Consider the following 16,028-nt stretch of genomic DNA (forward strand, 5'->3'; position numbering starts at 1 on the left):
GCCCCCTCCTTCGATACCGGCATCGGCAGCCTCACACCGCCGGCGCTCAATGATTATCATTGCGCCGAACCTTGGTGTCAAATCAACGTGATGCAGGTCACAGAGCAGGTCACGAATCGTTCTCGGTATCGTTTTCAGAACTCGGGTTCTCCCCCCCATTCTTGCCCGGTTCCTTTACCGCCTTCCTCATCAAACGAACCATTTCGTCGAGCCGATCCTGGCAGGCAGCGAAAACGCTGCCCTCACTCCAGCCGTCTTTTTCGCTCCACTCTCCGGCCGGCTTTCCGGTCAACAACCCGATGCCATCGGAGACGTCGTCGACCGCCCAGATGGTGAAGAGACCTTCGGTGACCGAGTCCACGACCTCGTCTGAGAGATGGAGGTCGCCAACATTCGCGGCCGGAATCATGACCCCCTGACTCCCGGTCAACCCACCCTCGCTGCACACGCGATGGAATCCCTCGATCTTTTCGTTGACGCCACCAATCGCCTGGACGTATCCGTATTGGTCCACCGACCCAGTGACCGCAACATCCTGTCTGATCGAAATCCCGGAAATCGCCGACACGATGGCATAGATTTCGGTGGAGGATGCCGAATCTCCGTCGATGCCGCCGTACGACTGCTCGAAGGTGATCGAACAGGACATGGTCAACGGTGATCGGCGAGCGAAGGTACCCCGCAGGAATCCCGTCAGAATGCTGACGCCCTTGCTGTGGGTCGGCCCGGAGAGCCCCGCCTGCCTCTCCACATTGACCACGCCATCGCGGCCGAGCCCAACCTGCGCCGTGATCCTGGAGGGCTTCCCGAACCGGTGGTGGCCGAGGTCGTAGACCGCGAGCCCATTCACCTGGCCGACGGCGGCCCCGCTGGTTTCGACCCTGATGATCCCCTCTTTGATGAGCTCGTGAGATCGGTCCTCGGTGAGGGAATGCCTTCTCCTCCTCGCCCTGCGAGCCTCGATCACATGCTCCGCCGACACCATTTTCGAGCTCGCAAGACCAGCGCGGTAGGAGGCCTCCCTGAGAATGTCTGCGAGGTCCGAGAAGCGGCTTGAAAAACGCCGCCGCCATTTGCCGATTCGAACAGCCGCTTCGAGCATCGCAGACATACCGCTACGGTCGAGATCCCTGAGACCCTCCTCCACGGTCACTCTTCGAAGCACGGACAGCACGTCTTTTGCGTGGTCCTTCGACGCGGTCAAGACCATGTCGAAATCTGCGAGGACCTTGAAGATCTTCGGAAAATCCGAGTCGTATCGGAAGAGGAGGTCGTAGATCGACCGGCTCCCGATAATGATCACCTTGACGTCGATCGGCACCGGTTCCGGCTTCAGCAGGGCAGCCCCCAGGACCAGGCTCTCGAGCGACTGGATCTGGACGCGCCTGTACTTGAGGGCACGCTTCAGACCCGGCCAGACACGAGGCTCCAAAAGGACATCATCGGCGTTGAGTACCAGAAAACCACCATTCGCACGCATCAAAGATCCGGCGCGAATTCGCATGAACGAGGTCGCGGCCTCGCCGGACTGGGTCAAGGTGCGTTCGATGGTGCCGAACAGATTCGTGTACGTCGGCTCGGTTTCTATCACCACCGGCCGCCCGCTGACATCGGTATTGTCCACCACCAGGTTGACCCGCCAGCGGAGGAACCGATCGCCGCCCATGGGGACATCTTCCGGCGACACCATGAACAGTTCGAGGTTCTCCCCGAGGTCGGTCGCAACATCATCCAGATAGGGGTTGGCTCGAGGGTCGCCGACATCCTTGCGGATCCTCTTGACCGCTTCATCGAAAGATGGCTGGAGCAGCTTTCGCCGCACGTCTTCGACACGTTCCTGGGTCATCCGCCTGATTTCGGCGACCTCCTGGAAGACATCACGAAACTTCTCCGAAAGCTCTGCGTGAGTCTTTCGAAGACGTTCCACGTCTTCGGTGGAGAGCTTGCCCTCCTCCAGCAACTCCTGGATTTTTTCGAGCGGTACCGGCTGCTCATCGACAACCGGGAGAATTTCGGGCCGGGTAACGAGCCCGGCTTGCACCTGAACCAGAACGAATCCGGCATCGGCGACTTCTTTCTCGAATGCCTCGATCACCTGACGTTCTTTGCGCTGCAGCGGTTCGACGGCTCGGTCGATTCTCGAGCGGAAATCACGATCGTTGAGAATCACTGGGAGATTCGTCGAGAGATCTTCGATCAGCTCTTCCATCCCCTCCTTGAGGCGGAAACCCGCGCCAGCTTCGAGAAAGATCGCACTCGGCTCTTCCGGTTTTCGGAAGTTGAAGACGAAGCAAATGTCCTCCGGTCTGTCGTCAGCTTCGGCCAGCTTTTCGACGAAGCTTTTGATCGTAGTCAGCCGGCCGGTCCCGGACATGCCGGTCACGAACACGTTGAATCCGATGCCTCTCATGGCGAGACCGAAGGCAATCGCCTCCACGGCGCGGTCTTGGGCGACAATCGTGGAGGCCGGTTTGATCGACGTCGAATCTTTCCTCGGCAACCAGCCGGCCGGACATCGCCAGGCGAGGTCTTTCGGCTTCAGTTCGCGGATCATGATGACTCCTTCTTCGAATCCTTCATCGACAAGAGGGCCGGAAGCAGAGTAATGCCGAGAACCGCGGTTGACAATGCCCCGAGGATGGCGGCACCTCCGACCGACCTCAAGCCCGGATAGTGTGAGAGCACGAGTGAGCCGAATCCAACCACAGTCGTCAGCGCAGCCACCGCGATCGCCTTGGCCGTTTCCGCGACAGCGTTTGGGTCACCTCCCGACTCGTACCACCGGTGGAGAAGATGAACACCGTAGTCGACCCCAATACCGACAATCATCGTCAAGACAAATATGTTGAAGAAATTGAGGCGGAGACCGATGAATGCCATCGCTCCAAGCATCCACACCATGCCCACGAAGAGGGGCAACAGGGCGAACAGCGCGCGGAACGGCCCACCGAGATCGGCCCACAAGAGCAGAAAGACGATCACGATTCCCAGAACCGCGGCGGCGATCGCGTCATCCCATACGATTTTCCGAAGCTCAGCCGATATGACATTTGGCCCGGCCAGAACCGCATCCTGGTGACGCGACAGGAATTCCTGCATCGCGGGAGAGGCGCCTCGTCGCCATTTGCCGACCGGGGGATAACAGTAGATTGCCGACGACACCTCTCCGTCGGCCGCCGCAACGTACCGCTCGACAACCCGGGCAAGCGGTGTGCCCTCGAGATCCGAGAGCGAGAGCAGATCTCTCCTCCCGAGACTGGTGACCAGATGCTCGATGCCCTCTCGGAATGCTGACGGGTTGAGTCCGGCGCCGCGGAGGGCATCCTCGAAACGGAGGTCCAATCCGTCAAGCGCCGGCTCGGCCTCTTCGAGGCGCCTGATCAGCTGCCGCTGCACCTCTTCGGCCGGAATAATATCGGCGATGGTGTCGATACCAACCAGGGATTCACCATCGACGAGCTGTTCGAGCTCGGGCAGAACCGCGCGGCTCTTGGCCAGCGCTTCGGCTTCGGTCGAGCCGTCGAAACGCAGAATCATCGGCGAAAACCGGAGATCGAACGCATCCATGACTTCCTGGCGGAGCTGGATCGCTCGGTTGTCTCCGGATCGCATGTTGCGAAAATCGTCGTCCCACTTGAGCCGGTGGATACCAACACCGAGAATCAGGGTCATGAAGATCGACAACATAATAACGATGCGCGGGCGACGGAGGCTGGCGCTGCACAGCAGGTCGGATCCGAACGAACGCAGGTAGAGAGAACGGTCCCGGCGGACTCGCTGCTGAATGAGCGTGAGCAAAGCGGGAAGCAGGAGAAACACTGTAATGACAAGCAGGAGGATCCCGCTCCCGGTGAGAAGCCCGAGTTCCCACAGGCCGGCAAAATCGGTGACGAGGAACGAGTAGAACGTGGCTGCGGTCGTCACCGCACCCAGCAGTACGCCAACACCCGTAAATCGTCCCATCGCATCTACGGCATCTTCGTGAGAAGCCCCCGAACGTCGTTCTTCGACGTAACGCGCGAAGAGGACGATGACGAAATCGATACCGAGGCCGATTACCAGTCCTCCGAATGCCGAGGTCAACGAGTTGATACGCCCCAACGCGATTGCACCGAAGGAAAACGTGAGTGCGATTCCGGTGACCAACGGGAAGAAGGCGTAGACGAGAGCTGCGCGGCTTCGAAAAGCGAGCAGAAACAGCACCATCACGCCTGCAAGGGACGAGATCAGGCCCACCACCATGTCTGATGTGATCAGCCTGGCGTCATCGAGTGCCACCACATAACCGCCCGTGAACTCGACCTCGGGTGCCGAAGGCTCGCCACGCTCCTCGACCCAGGTTTCGGAGACTTCTTCCACTCGTTCCTCGAGGGCCGCCACCAGGTAGCGGTCGAACTCCAGGTCCTGAGCCGGGCGAACCGGTTTGGCCATCATTAACAGAAACCGTCGGTTGTCGTCGATCAGGCAGCCCGTATCGGAATCGACGCGCACACCGACCCCGCCGAGTCGGACCCTGGCGAGGATCTTCGGCAACATCCCTACCGGGTCGAGACGCAAGAGATCCTTGGTCACGAGGCTTTGCGGAGCCATCAATTGCGCCCGCAGGCGAACGGCGACTTTTTCGAGCCCACCATCTTCTAGGCTGCGCAGCACCTCGTCGAGCTCCGACGGCTCGAGGAAGAGGGCGGCTCGATCAAGCAGCGGAATTGCCGCCTCTGCAGTGCTGTCGACCCGGTACTCGACCCAATCGATCTTGTCCCAGGTGCGAAGGTTTTCGGCCAGGAGGCCGGCAAACTCGATAGAGCTTTCCAGCGGACGGTCATCCTCCAGATGAATGACCGCCAGCAGCGTGTCAACCGAACCGAAACGATCGATGGTTGTTTTGAATCCCTCGACGACCGGGTTGTCGCGCGGAACCAACGACAGAATGTCGGTTTCCACCTGCACACTGGACGAAAGCAGCAGAGCGACTATCCAGGCCAGCACCGCTCCGGCTGCAACAATCTTCGGATGCCGGCGCCCGATGCGAACCAGATGAAGGGGCAGCTGCCGTGGCAGCAGCCCTCGGCTCACGCCGATTCCTCCATCAACACACTGCGGTTCTGCCAGAAGTAAACGACCATCGAGGCCACGGTCAACACGACCGTGACCCAAAGGCATATCATGGCCACAAGATCCCAACGATCTGAATTCAGACTGAAGATCAGAATCGACACGGTTATGATCTGCGCCGTGGTCTTTGCCTTTCCGAGCCAGTTGGCGGAGATCGCGATCCCTCGTTCCAGTGCGATCAACCGCAGCGCAGTCACTGCAAACTCCCGGCCGACGATCAGGGTCACCATCCACGCCGGAACCTGCTGCAGTTCTACCAACGAAATGAACGCCGCGCTCATCAACAACTTATCGGCGATCGGGTCGAGCATCGCGCCGGTCGTCGTGATGGACTCGGTACGGCGGGCTATAATTCCGTCTAGGGCATCGGTAAGGGCCGCGAGCAGGAATATGCCCAGACCCCAGTATTCCTTGTCAGGTACCTCGGTCAGCAGGACAACCACCAGGAGTGGCACCAGAAAGATGCGAAAAACGGTCAAGAGATTGGGTATGTTCCACACCTTGTGCCCCCTTTCGGCCCGGCCCGGGTCGTGTCATCCTGCTGCCCGTTGGTCGAACACGATACCACTACCGCACGTCAAAACATCGGGCCCCGCCACGACCGCAGATCTCGCACAAGGAATCTCCAAATACCCTCGACCATGCGGGTAACCTCTCATTGCACCAACCATCCTTCGAAGGAAGCGAGCCACCGATGCGCCAGCTGCGGGAAATGGCTGTGCGGGGGATGTCTCCAGCGCTATCACGGCCGTGTCTTCTGTGGTCGCAAATGCCAGGCCATCGGCGCTATTCGTGATAGCGCAAGAGCCGTTCTCGACTTTGCGCGGCAGCCAATTCATCCTGCCTGGGCAATAGCCATCGTGGCCGGTGCCGCGGCCCTCCTGCTCTCGGCCGTCGGTATCAAGGTCGCCGAACTGGTTGAGGTCAGCCGAAGTGTAGACGGGAGTGTGCCCAGCGGAGCCGGGCAGGTCGACATTTCGGCCAGAATCTTCGTCACCGAACAGGGCGTTGGGGTCGAGGCAGACGGGTTGCCGGCGAGCTCGGTCTTGCTGCTCCGGGATGGCAACCCGGTCGGCGTGATCGTACTCGACGATGAAGGGCACGGGTCGATAGAACAGTTCGATCTCGCGTCGGGAGAGGGACCACTTCAAATCATCCCCGTCACGGAAGCAGGCCTCGAGCTCGTCCTCCCGACTCCGACCGCGACACCGTATCCAACAGCGACGCCAGAACCCTCCCCGACCGAAACGCCGGAGCCGGCACCGACTGACACACCCAGACCAAAACCAACCGGAACGCCGCGACAGGCAGCGCGTGCTCTGGTCGTCTCGCGGGGCATCACATCACGGGCAGCTCCTACACCTATCATCGCGCCACCCGTTCTCCAGCTGGTTCAGGACGCCGGGCCCCGGATCGCCATTACCTTCGACGGAAACGCATCGAGCAATCGCACTGCCGAGTTGCTCGACCTTCTGCAACGGCAGGAGCTCGAGGTTACGATCTTCGTCACCGGCCAGTTCATCGAGCGCCATCCCTCAATCATTCGCCGTGCAGTGCTCTCCGGCCACGAGGTCGGCAACCATACCTACTCGCACCCACACCTCACGACCTATGCCAAGAATCGGCGGCATCAACTCCTGCCCGACGTCACCAGAGAGTCGCTGCAACGAGAACTGCGACGGACTGAAGAAGCGTTCGCCAATGCCACCGGACGGGTCATGCAACCGCTGTGGCGGTCGCCTTACGGAGAGGAGAATCGGACCCTCCGGGGGTGGGCCCTCGAAGTCGGTTATCTCCACGTTCGCTGGAGCTCTCTCCAGGGAGCCTCACTCGACTCTCACGACTGGGTCGCGGACGAACATTCGTCGCTCTACAAAAACTCACGGACAATCATGGATCGGCTGATCCAGTTCCCGAAGCTCGAGGGCGGCATCATTCTCATGCACATGGCGACTGAACGGGAGGAGGCTCCATGGAAGGAGCTGCCGGTATTTCTCGATGCGCTCGACTCTCGTGGGCTTGAACCGACCACCGTGACCCAGCTTCTCGAGGCCTCCCCGACCTGGCGCAAATGGCTTCGCCGAGCCGAGGAACGGCATCGCCAGGTCAATGGCGGGTGAGGCAGCCGGCTCAACCGCAAAAACACCAAGGCACCAAGACATCATGAAGCCTGCCCACCCCCGTGATCTGCGATTTCGTCTTCAGCGGGCGGGCTCGGCTTCGCCGCAATGCGGCTACGCCGTGATAGATGGATTTGTGTCTCTGTGGTGATTCGGGCGACCTAGAGACCGAGGAACTCCATCGTCGCCGTGCGCCCGGCTTCGACGAACTCGTCGAAGCGACTCCACTCGGCCCACCTTGCATCCCCGACGCCCGGCCGAATGACTTGGGTCGCTGCGCGGAGCTGCCGGCAACGAAGAAGACGTGCGGTCATCATTTGCGTCCGCATCATGGTGTCGAGCACGAGGTCATCCGGACGGAGCGACGGCACGTCGAGCGAGACGTCGACCGCAACGACTGGCCAACCCTCGTCTCGCGCCGCAACCGACGGAATCTCCGCGACCACTCCCCCATCGACCAGGGGCTGCCCTTCGATTTCGACCGCCGGCACCATGCCCGGAATCGCACTCGACGCGACCAACGCCGGCCGGATCGGTCCCGATCGCAACCTGACCTCGGCGCCGGTCTCGAGATTCGTGGCAACAACCACCAATGGCTTCGAAAGCTCGGAGAACTGCGCGTCGGGGATGAGAAACTCCAGCGCCTCCACCAGGGCCGCATCATCCAACAGTGTGCATCGATTCATTGCGAAGGAAATCACCACCCGGTTTCGAATTCGTCGTGCCACCTGGATCAGCGGATGCTCCTTGGCGTCGGCGTCCGGTACCCGTCCGATCGACCTCACCGCGGGAATCAGATCCTTGTCGAGCGCTTCACGCCACAGATCAGTTGCGCGGCTCGCGGAACCGTGCGCCAGATACATGCCACCGACGACGGCTCCCATACTCGTGCCGGCGATCGCACGGACCGACAGCCCGACATCGTCGAGGGCCTGGAGAACTCCGAGGTGGGCAAAGCCACGCGCCCCACCACCTCCGAGTGCCAGGACAGGCGGCCGAAGCCGCCAAGTCGCGCGCGTTATGTGTTCTCTGATTCTCACCACGGCCTACCGCCGACGTTTCAACCCTTTGTCGATCGCCTCGACCCGCGCGCGGATTTCTTCGCCACGCTTTTCGGGGTCGCCTTGACCTTCGGTTTCGCGGTCGATTTCTTCGACGTCTTGCTCTTCGCGCCCGAACCTCGATGAGACCCGCCGGCTTTCTTTCCAGCGTTGGTCGTACGCGAAGGGCCTGGCTTTGCGCTCTTTTTAGTGTTAGAAACCTTGGTCTTCTTTTTGGACTTCGGCCGGCGGCGCTCCATTTCGGCGATTAATCCGAGCAAGGCCTCGTGAACACCTTCCGCTACCCGGCGACTCTTGTCGGATATGTTGTTCAGGTCGTCGGTACTGCCACGCGGATCGATGTCTGCGATCCGGTCGCCCTTCTTGACCGGCACGCCGTCTCGCAAGAGTCCTCGAAGTGCACCCGAAATCCTCGCCGTAACCGGGTACGAGGCATCCACCGGGACCCCCTGCCTAAAATCCTCGACCCCGTACACGGAAACTACGGTTCCGATTCGCTCACCACGGTCAACCATTCCGCCGATGCGGTGCTGGGTGAAGAAGATTCCGTCTCGAATCGCCTTGACAGCTCGCTCTCCGCCATAACCCATGATCTCGGCCGGCGGTTCATCGCGAAGCCGCTGGCCGGTGTCCTCGAGGACGGCGCCCACCTGGGGGCCGCGAACTGTCTCGACCACCGCGTCACAGTCTTTTCTCGCGACATATCCGGGTCCGAGAGCTATCACCACCGGGGCGATCTCGCGCTTCAGGCCCCAGTTCTTCCGCAACATTGCTGCCTCTATGAAGATCTTCGGCTGCCAAGCATGGAGGACTTCATCGAGATCCAGAGCCGCTATCGCGATCGCCCCCGCTTCGTTGGCCACCTCCGCCTCATGTACGTTGCGGACATAACGTCCAGGCACCCCCTGCACCGTGGTCGTGCCGTCGAGGATCGCTTCCGAGAAACAAACCTGTCGCCGTACGGCCTTCGGGTATCGCCGTTCGAGCATCAAAATGTTTTTGAAACCCTGCGTGTAAAGGTGGTGTGCGGTGCCCGACGCCAGCTCGCCGGCGCCCCGAATCAACACGCGGTAATCGCTCGGCTTCATCCGACCCCCGAAAAAATCCGTGCTCCCCTATTCAACCGTGTCGGCACATTCTAGCCTGCGTTTACCGAGCTGTCACGCACTGATTTTCAGGCCTGGGAATCGAGGCCCGAAACGCGGCCTCTACATCGAGTTCGAGCGACTTTATCTCCGGGTGGAGGCTTCAGGCCCTGCGCTCGCGGGCACAGAGACGTAGACGGTCGCAGGGGCAGGCAAACCTATTCCTCGAGAACCCGGATATCAGGAAGGTTCCGGTACGCCTCCCCGTAGTCCAGACCGTAACCAACCACGAAAAGATCTTCGATCTCCGTTCCCAGGAAGGCAACATCGACCTCGACCTGCCTCCGGGAAGGTTTCGACAACAGAGCCACTACCTGGATGGATCTCGGATGCCGAGCCTCGATCAGCTTGACGACATCGGTCAGGGTGACTCCCGTGTCCACGATATCCTCGACGAGGTACACGTCCCGGTCGCGAACATCGACGGTGATGTCCTTGACCAACACTACCGAGCCCGAGGAGGTCGTGCTGGCTCCGTAGCTGGACACCTGAATGAAATCAATTTCCAGAGATTTCTGGATGCGCCGGGTGAGGTCGGTGAGGAAGAACACACATCCCTTCAATACGCCAATGAAAACCGGCGCCTTCCCTGCGAGATCCGCCTCGAGTTCGCTCGCCAACCGATCGACCAACTCTTCGATCTGTTTACGGCCCAATACGATCTTTCCCAACATAGAACCCTCACTTTGTACGTCGCATCGAAACGTTGTATCCTGAGTTGATGCAAACTCCCGAGACGCAGTCCCTGAGCGCCCGGTACACCAGGCTTTCCGACCGCTTCAGGTCTCTGTGGACGTTCTACCAGTTCCTGGGTGGTGTGCTCAAGCACCTCGGCGAGGGGACGATGCCCTACAGCTACGATTTCCAGGCTCTTCATCGAAGACTGGAAGATCTGGTGCACACGATTGGAATCGAAAGCCCGGTCAATGCGGCGCCGGAACTCGATCAGCTCGAGCGAGAGATGAATCGAATTCAACGCGAAATGGACCGCATCGAAAGCCAGTTCGCGCCTTCGACGATGCGAAAGTTTTTCGATCACATCAAGCGCCAGGACGAAAAGGTCCTCTCCGCCCTGCTCAAGTTCTATCTGATCTCGAGCCAGTTCGAGCAGGACACCCTGGACAAGCTCGACATCCTGTTCACACGCATCGCCGAGGAGGTCGGGGAGGACGGCCGAATCACGGTCAAGGACACGAACGACCTGCTGGTGAGCTTCAAGCACCTGACGACCTTCATCGAATTGCCGCCGCTGCCGGCTGCCGAACAGGCGCCTCTCATCGATGCGGTGAAGGCCATTCGAGAGGAACTCGAGTCGATCGAAGACTATCCGTCACTGGTCGAATCGAAGGTCTACGAGAGGTATCGCAGCCTCAAGCAGCGCCTCGGCAAGACCGCCATGCATCCCTCGATTCTGAAAGAGATCGTCGTCACCAACATCGAAGCGAAGAACCGATTCAAAGACCTCTACGAGGCGGAGGAACGGAAGGTCGTCGAAAACACAAACCGGATTTTCGACATCGAAAGATACCTCGAAAACCACCCGGAATTGGCGAGCGAAGACCTCAAGAGGCAACTCGAGGAATTCCGGACGATCCGAGTCCGTTATGAGGCGAGGGCTCGAAAGGACAACGTCAAACGGGATGACATCGCCGAGATGACCCGAGCGATGCAGGCGGTCCTCGCAAAATTCGATCCGGCTTCCAAGCGCCCCATTATTGCGGACGCCGAGGGCGCCCCAGTTTCGACAACAGCCAGGACCGCATCCCACAAGATCATTCCGCCTGAAGATCCGGAATCGGGCCTGGACGAAACATCTCAGACGCGGCAGCCGGATGAAACGTCCCTCAGCGAGATCTTGCCTCCAGACCCGCTCCTCAACGAGACTCTTCACAAGATCATGTTCGCGCTCGAAATGATCGTTTGGGACCGGCTTCCGAGCCAGATCGCCACCGCACCGGAAATTCGAAATCTCAACCTCGAACCGAGGGAGATCGAAACCTATCGCAAGCTCGCCGAGGCGAAGGTCGAAAAGGGCACTCCGGAGTGGGATCTCGATCGGTTCTTTCTCACGAGCGCCGCACTACGGGTGAAGATGGAGGAGGAAACGAACGAGATCGCGCGGCTCGAGAATGCCAACAATCCGGACCGTCTTTTCGAGGTTCTCGAGCACTCGGCTCGAAGTCTCGATAGGGCACGCGATACCGACCGGCGTTTCCAGTGGTACATCGATGACATGCTGTTTCGCGGAGACACCCAGCAACTCGAGACCATATACCGATCCCGTTTTCGTTTTCTCCACGCCTACTCGGCCCTGTGGCTTGCTCATCAGAAAGCAGGCGGGCTGACTCCCCTCTGAGCCCGTTGAACAACCGACCGCGAACCGGGTTTGCAGCGCCGTACCGCGCCGTTCGGCACACTATGAAAAGGAGTACCCTGAGCGCGGACCGAGGATGTGATGAAGAAGGGTCTTTACGGTAGCTCCGGGTCATCGGGCGACGGCGGAATCCTCTCGAGCCGGCGTCTCGATTTTTCAGATGGCTGGCGGCCAGCCGGCCCTTTGTTGCGTTTGGCGGCGACGCTGCTCGACATGGCCGTGTACTGCAGCCTGTGCGCGCTGTTGGCACTGCCAGTCAGTAGGAAATTCGAATGGAGCGCCGTCTGGGGGGGAATCGATCAGCTCGCCCGGGCGACGGCCGACCCGCAGTGGCTGGCACACGCCAGCGGCATTCTCGGTCTTTGGATCGCGCTGTGGTGGTGCTACTTCGTGGTCGGCTGGGGCCTCCTTGGAGCGACACCGGGGAAGTGGGCGGTGGGGCTGAGAATCGTCGACTACCGCCAGCGATGCCCCATAGGTCCTTCCCGCGCGCTTCTCCGGCTCGCTGCATATTGCGTCAGCTCGATGACGTTCGAATGGGGGCATCTCGTAATGCTGATTCGGCATGATCGCCGGACCCTGCACGATATCCTGGCGGGCACACGAGTCGTGCGGAGGTCGGCGCCGGCAGTGGATATCGAGGTCGTAGGGGAAATCGACGAGAAACTGACTGATGACGATTCGGATTGATTGCGGGCTTAATCCGGTCTTCTCACCAGGTTAACGGCTGGACGGCCTTACGGCTCAACGGCTCTCCATTCGAGCTGAAGTCGCAGAACTGGCGATATGGGTGCCGTCGGGCCGTGGGAGGGGGGCGGGGGAACCCGTCGAGCCGTCTACCGGAGGAAACCCTGGAGGGAATGCTTCCTGTGCGACCGGCGAAGCTTGTTCAGGGCACGGCTCTCGATTTGGCGCACCCTCTCCCGCGAGAGTCCCATGACGTCTCCAATCTCGCGCAGGGTCTTGGGCTGGTCATCGGCGAGGCCGAACCGTAGTTCGAGTACTTTTCGCTCGCGCTCCGGCAGCTCGGCCAATGCATCGGCGAGCGCTTGCGCAAAACTCTCGCGCAACAACAGCTCGTCTGTGTCCGGGAGCCCGGTCTGCTCGAGGAGATCTCCGAGTTCCGAGTTGCCCTCGGAGTCGACCGGCTCATTGAGGGACAGCGAAGACCGCGCAGCACGCGAAAGCACGCGGACTTCGTCGACGCTGATCCCCAGCTCTTCAGAAAGCTCCTGGTCGGTGGGAGCGCGCCCGAACCTCTCGGCCAATAGCGAACGGATTCGCTCCATTCGATACAACATGTTGGCTTGCTTCTGAGGTAGTCGGAAGGAACCGGCGTGCTCGGCGAGAGCGTGGAGGATCGCCTGCCGAATCCACCACACCGCATAGGTAATGAATTTCACATCATGACCCTCTTGCGAGGGGTCGTATTTCTTTGCCGCCTGAATCAGGCCGAGGTTTCCTTCGTGAATCAAGTCGAGGAAAGGCACGTTCGGATTACGGTAACGCTTGGCATAGGCGACCACGAATCGAAGATTCGACTCGACCAACTCTCGGACCGCGTCCTCGTCACCAGAGTGGACACGCTCAGCGAGCTCGATCTCTTCGTCGTGGGTCAGCGGAGGGTATCTGGCAATTTCTTTGAGGTAGCGACGCAGCGTCGCGACCTCGGCATCCCGCGTAGATCCGCCACGCTGGCTCATTCCTTGTCCGAAACCTTGAGTGTCGTGGTTTCGACCTTCACAAGTGAGTGGTATCGAGGGACCTCGGTGTGTTTCTGGACTGTCCGCCGGATCAGATTCCCCATCAGCTCGTTTTCCTCCTGAAGCCGCCTGATCTGTTCCTTCAGATTGAGGATGATGTCCACTCCTGCCAGGTTGACTCCAAGGTCCCGGGTCAGGGTGAGTATTGTTTCAAGCCGTTCGCAGGTCTTCTCATCGTACAATCTGGTATTGCCCCGCGATCGAGTCGGCTGCAGCAATCCCTCTCTCTCCCAAAGACGGAGGGTCTGCGGGTGAACGTTGTACCTTTCCGCCACCCAGGAGATCATCCGGTACTTCGGTTTTGCTTTCATTTCCGTCCTCCACCTTGAAGGCCGAATACCCGTGGCGGTCACCTCGGACGACCAACTCTTCGACCGTTGCGGGGTGGTGCTGGGTTCACTGTACCACCACCGAGATGATTCGGGGCCGGCTGCGGACAGCCGGCCCCGGGGTCCTGCACAGCGTTATCAGACCTAGAGGTCCTGGCCGTCAATTCCCTTCGTCGGCATCGACGTCGACATACTCGGCGTCGATGACATCATCGTCTGCAGCGGTAGAACCGCCGTCACCTGCTGACTGCTCGGGGCTAGCCGCTGTCGGGCCTCCATCAGCAGATGCACTCTGATAGAGGACTGCGGCAACCTGATGGCTCGCCTGTGTCAGTCGCTCGAGCGCCTGCTCCATCTGATCGGCCGAGCCCTCCTCGAGGGTTTTCTTGGCCTCTGCAATAGAATCGTCGGCAGCCTTGCCGTCCGCATCCGACAGCTTCTCTCGATTCTCGTTCACCAGCTTCTCGGTCGAGTAGATCAGAGCGTCGAGCTTGTTACGGGTTTCGATCTCTTTGCGCTTCATCTCGTCCTCTGAGGCGTGAGATTGTGCCTGGTCGACCATGTTCTTGATCTCCTGGTCGGAGATTCCGGAAGAGCTCGTGATCTGAATCTTCTGCTCTTGACCTGTTCCACGGTCCTTTGCCGAGACATGCAGGATGCCGTTGGCATCGATGTCGAACGCGACCTCGATCTGAGGCACGCCGCGGGGTGCGGGCGGGATGCCAATGAGGTGGAATCTACCCAGGGTGCGGTTGTCCGCAGCCATGGTGCGCTCTCCCTGCAGAACGTGGATCTCGACCTGATTCTGGTTGTCGTCCGCGGTCGAGTAGACCTTCGACTTGCGCACCGGAATCGTGGTATTGCGCTCGATGACCACGTCCGTCACACCACCGAGGGTCTCGACCCCGAGCGACAGCGGAGTGACATCGAGCAACAAGACGTCCTTGACGTCGCCGGAGAGGACTCCCGCCTGCACGGCGGCGCCGATCGCTACGACCTCGTCCGGGTTCACGCCCTTGTTGGGCTCCTTGCCGAAGAAGTCGGTCACCTGCTTCTGGACCATGGGAATCCGGGTGGATCCGCCGACCAGGATGACCTCGTCGACGTCCTTGGCCTCGAGCCCGGCGTCTTTCAGAGCCTGCCGGCAGGGCTCCAGAGTCCGCTGCACGAAAGGCTCGATCATCTGCTCGAATTTCGAACGCGAGAGCTTCAGGCTGAGATGCTTCGGACCAGACGCGTCCGCCGTAATGAACGGCAGATTGATATCGGTTTCCATCGTCGACGAGAGTTCGATCTTGGCTTTCTCCGCCGCCTCCTTGAGGCGCTGAATTGCCATTCTGTCCTGGGAGAGGTCAACCCCCTGATCCTTCTTAAACTCGTCGATCATCCATTCGATGATGACCTGGTCGAGGTCATCGCCACCGAGGTGCGTGTCACCGTTGGTCGACTTCACTTCGACCACGCCAGCCCCCACCTCGAGGATCGAAATGTCGAAGGTACCGCCACCGAAGTCGAAGACGGCGATCGTCTCGTCCTCTTTCTTGTCCATTCCGTATGCCAACGCAGCCGCAGTCGGCTCGTTGACCAAGCGCAACACCTTGAGCCCAGCGATCTGGCCGGCATCCTTCGTGGCCTGCCGCTGAGAATCGTTGAAGTATGCGGGAACGGTGATGACCGCCTGCTCGACCTTCGATCCGAGGTAGTCCTCGGCCGCAGCCTTGAGCTTCTGCAGAATCATCGCCGAAATCTCCGGTGGTGAGTACAATTTGCCGTCTATTTCGATGCGAGCGGTGTCGTTTTCGCCCTTCACCACTTTGTACGGGACGGTCTTGATTTCCTCGACCACCTCGTCATAGCGACGGCCCATGAAGCGCTTGACCGAAGAAACTGTCTTTTCCGGGTTCGTGACCGCCTGACGTTTGGCCACCTGACCAACCAGGCGCTCACCCTTGTCAGTAAAAGCAACCACCGACGCGGTGGTGCGGTTTCCTTCCTGATTCGGTATGACTTCGGGCTTTCCGCCCTCGATCACGGCAACCACGGAGTTCGTGGTACCGAGGTCTATTCCAATTACGTGAGACATGCTTGAATCCTCCTCAACTTTCATCGCACCCAAATAATATA

12 protein-coding genes are annotated in these 16,028 nt (G+C 60.0%); 3 read left to right on the forward strand and 9 right to left on the reverse strand.

Annotated elements, in window-relative coordinates; all coding sequences use genetic code 11:
- Positions 1 to 109: 109 nt before the first annotated feature.
- Genes LJE93_14795 through pgsA form a run of 3 tightly spaced genes read right to left on the reverse strand, consistent with a single transcriptional unit; the run spans position 110 to position 5,612 of the window.
- On the reverse strand, positions 110 to 2,554 hold the full coding sequence (locus LJE93_14795; GenBank protein ID MCG6950178.1) for an AAA family ATPase: 2,445 nt from the start codon (positions 2,552 to 2,554) through the stop codon (positions 110 to 112).
- Positions 2,551 to 5,073 carry an MMPL family transporter gene (locus LJE93_14800; protein ID MCG6950179.1) on the reverse strand — a complete coding sequence of 841 codons (2,523 nt, stop codon included), beginning with the start codon at positions 5,071 to 5,073 and terminating at the stop codon, positions 2,551 to 2,553. The genes LJE93_14795 and LJE93_14800 overlap by 4 nt, the downstream gene beginning before the upstream one ends.
- The gene (gene pgsA / locus LJE93_14805) at positions 5,070 to 5,612 is read right to left on the reverse strand and encodes a CDP-diacylglycerol--glycerol-3-phosphate 3-phosphatidyltransferase (GenBank protein MCG6950180.1); all 543 of its coding nucleotides are present in this window, start codon (positions 5,610 to 5,612) and stop codon (positions 5,070 to 5,072) included. Before pgsA ends, LJE93_14800 begins: the two co-directional genes overlap by 4 nt.
- 360 nt (positions 5,613 to 5,972) lie before the next feature.
- Between pgsA and LJE93_14810 the strand changes: the two genes are divergently transcribed.
- A complete protein-coding gene (locus tag LJE93_14810; GenBank protein MCG6950181.1) occupies positions 5,973 to 7,232 on the forward strand; it encodes a polysaccharide deacetylase family protein in 1,260 nt (419 codons plus the stop codon).
- A 161-nt stretch (positions 7,233 to 7,393) separates the two neighbouring features.
- Here the strand turns inward: LJE93_14810 and LJE93_14815 are convergent, their stop codons facing one another.
- The 3 genes from LJE93_14815 to hpt all read right to left on the reverse strand — a co-directional run bounded on the left by LJE93_14815 (position 7,394) and on the right by hpt (position 10,112).
- Positions 7,394 to 8,272: a patatin-like phospholipase family protein gene (locus LJE93_14815; GenBank protein ID MCG6950182.1), complete on the reverse strand. Its 879-nt coding sequence runs from the start codon at positions 8,270 to 8,272 to the stop codon at positions 7,394 to 7,396.
- 20 nt (positions 8,273 to 8,292) lie between these two features.
- Entirely contained in the window at positions 8,293 to 9,381 is a 1,089-nt protein-coding gene (locus LJE93_14820; protein MCG6950183.1) for a molybdenum hydroxylase, read from the reverse strand.
- Positions 9,382 to 9,596: 215 nt separating this feature from the next.
- Positions 9,597 to 10,112, reverse strand: coding sequence for a hypoxanthine phosphoribosyltransferase (gene hpt / locus LJE93_14825; GenBank protein MCG6950184.1), 516 nt, complete (start codon positions 10,110 to 10,112; stop codon positions 9,597 to 9,599).
- 47 nt (positions 10,113 to 10,159) lie between these two features.
- Between hpt and LJE93_14830 the strand changes: the two genes are divergently transcribed.
- Together LJE93_14830 and LJE93_14835 are read left to right on the forward strand one after the other, a co-directional pair.
- On the forward strand, positions 10,160 to 11,794 hold the full coding sequence (locus tag LJE93_14830; protein ID MCG6950185.1) for a hypothetical protein: 1,635 nt from the start codon (positions 10,160 to 10,162) through the stop codon (positions 11,792 to 11,794).
- A 99-nt stretch (positions 11,795 to 11,893) separates the two neighbouring features.
- Positions 11,894 to 12,502 carry an RDD family protein gene (locus LJE93_14835; protein ID MCG6950186.1) on the forward strand — a complete coding sequence of 203 codons (609 nt, stop codon included), beginning with the start codon at positions 11,894 to 11,896 and terminating at the stop codon, positions 12,500 to 12,502.
- Positions 12,503 to 12,648: 146 nt separating this feature from the next.
- Here the strand turns inward: LJE93_14835 and LJE93_14840 are convergent, their stop codons facing one another.
- From LJE93_14840 to dnaK, 3 genes are all read right to left on the reverse strand, one after another.
- On the reverse strand, positions 12,649 to 13,515 hold the full coding sequence (locus tag LJE93_14840) for an RNA polymerase sigma factor RpoD/SigA (GenBank protein MCG6950187.1): 867 nt from the start codon (positions 13,513 to 13,515) through the stop codon (positions 12,649 to 12,651).
- On the reverse strand, positions 13,512 to 13,886 hold the full coding sequence (locus tag LJE93_14845) for a MerR family transcriptional regulator (protein MCG6950188.1): 375 nt from the start codon (positions 13,884 to 13,886) through the stop codon (positions 13,512 to 13,514). Before LJE93_14845 ends, LJE93_14840 begins: the two co-directional genes overlap by 4 nt.
- Before the next feature lie 178 nt (positions 13,887 to 14,064).
- The gene (dnaK, locus tag LJE93_14850) at positions 14,065 to 15,987 is read right to left on the reverse strand and encodes a molecular chaperone DnaK (protein ID MCG6950189.1); all 1,923 of its coding nucleotides are present in this window, start codon (positions 15,985 to 15,987) and stop codon (positions 14,065 to 14,067) included.
- Positions 15,988 to 16,028 lie beyond the last annotated feature (41 nt).

The organism is Acidobacteriota bacterium (assembly GCA_022340665.1).
Taxonomy (GTDB): domain Bacteria; phylum Acidobacteriota; class Thermoanaerobaculia; order Thermoanaerobaculales; family Sulfomarinibacteraceae; genus Sulfomarinibacter.

What these genes read in the sequence shown, in the direction of transcription:
- LJE93_14795 (MCG6950178.1), bottom strand. Translation starts at nt 2,554, where the DNA reads ATGATCCGCGAACTGAAGCCGAAAGACCTCGCCTGGCGATGTCCGGCC.
- LJE93_14820 (MCG6950183.1), bottom strand. Translation starts at nt 9,381, where the DNA reads ATGAAGCCGAGCGATTACCGCGTGTTGATTCGGGGCGCCGGCGAGCTG.
- hpt (MCG6950184.1), bottom strand. Translation starts at nt 10,112, where the DNA reads ATGTTGGGAAAGATCGTATTGGGCCGTAAACAGATCGAAGAGTTGGTC.
- LJE93_14830 (MCG6950185.1), top strand. Translation starts at nt 10,160, where the DNA reads ATGCAAACTCCCGAGACGCAGTCCCTGAGCGCCCGGTACACCAGGCTT.
- LJE93_14835 (MCG6950186.1), top strand. Translation starts at nt 11,894, where the DNA reads ATGAAGAAGGGTCTTTACGGTAGCTCCGGGTCATCGGGCGACGGCGGA.
- LJE93_14840 (MCG6950187.1), bottom strand. Translation starts at nt 13,515, where the DNA reads ATGAGCCAGCGTGGCGGATCTACGCGGGATGCCGAGGTCGCGACGCTG.
- LJE93_14845 (MCG6950188.1), bottom strand. Translation starts at nt 13,886, where the DNA reads ATGAAAGCAAAACCGAAGTACCGGATGATCTCCTGGGTGGCGGAAAGG.
- dnaK (MCG6950189.1), bottom strand. Translation starts at nt 15,987, where the DNA reads ATGTCTCACGTAATTGGAATAGACCTCGGTACCACGAACTCCGTGGTT.